Origin of the sequence: Vibrio sp. 10N.286.51.E5 (assembly GCF_041469125.1) — a bacterium.
GTDB lineage: Bacteria > Pseudomonadota > Gammaproteobacteria > Enterobacterales > Vibrionaceae > Vibrio > Vibrio crassostreae_C.
Map to the genome: position 1 here is coordinate 1 of NZ_JBFRJZ010000070.1, position 423 is coordinate 423.

Here is a 423-nt window from a genome sequence, read left to right on the forward strand (position 1 = left end):
AATCGAGTAGGAGGAGGCCTCACGGCCTCCGTCCTCTCACACCACCGTACAAGCGTGGGTCGCATACGGCGGTTCCGAATATATTTTCAGTGACTCATACCCATCTCGCAATGAGTACAGGCCCAACTCCTCGAACCATTTTATTGGCATGGCGTGATTTAACTGCGGCGTTAAGGCCAAGTGCCACCACCCTTTATCTGACATCGCTACCTTCCACGCATTGCGCTCCGTTACACCTTGTTGTTGTAACCATGTCGCTATGCCGTATCTGCGTTTGCGTTGTTTTAAGCGGTAACATCGTAGCCGTCGCCGTATCCATTCGTCTAAGCGCTGCAAGCTGCTTTTCCGTATGGCGAGTTTGAAGTAGTGTTGCCAACCTCTTAGGTATTGAGTTAATTCCGCTATGACTGCTTGCAACTCTCG

At 50.8% G+C, this 423-nt stretch carries 1 protein-coding gene; it reads right to left on the reverse strand.

Annotated elements, in window-relative coordinates; translation table 11 throughout:
- Nucleotides 1–36: 36 nt before the first annotated feature.
- On the reverse strand, nt 37–423 hold a 387-nt coding region (locus tag AB4161_RS20630), incomplete at its 5' end, for a group II intron maturase-specific domain-containing protein (RefSeq protein ID WP_372084131.1).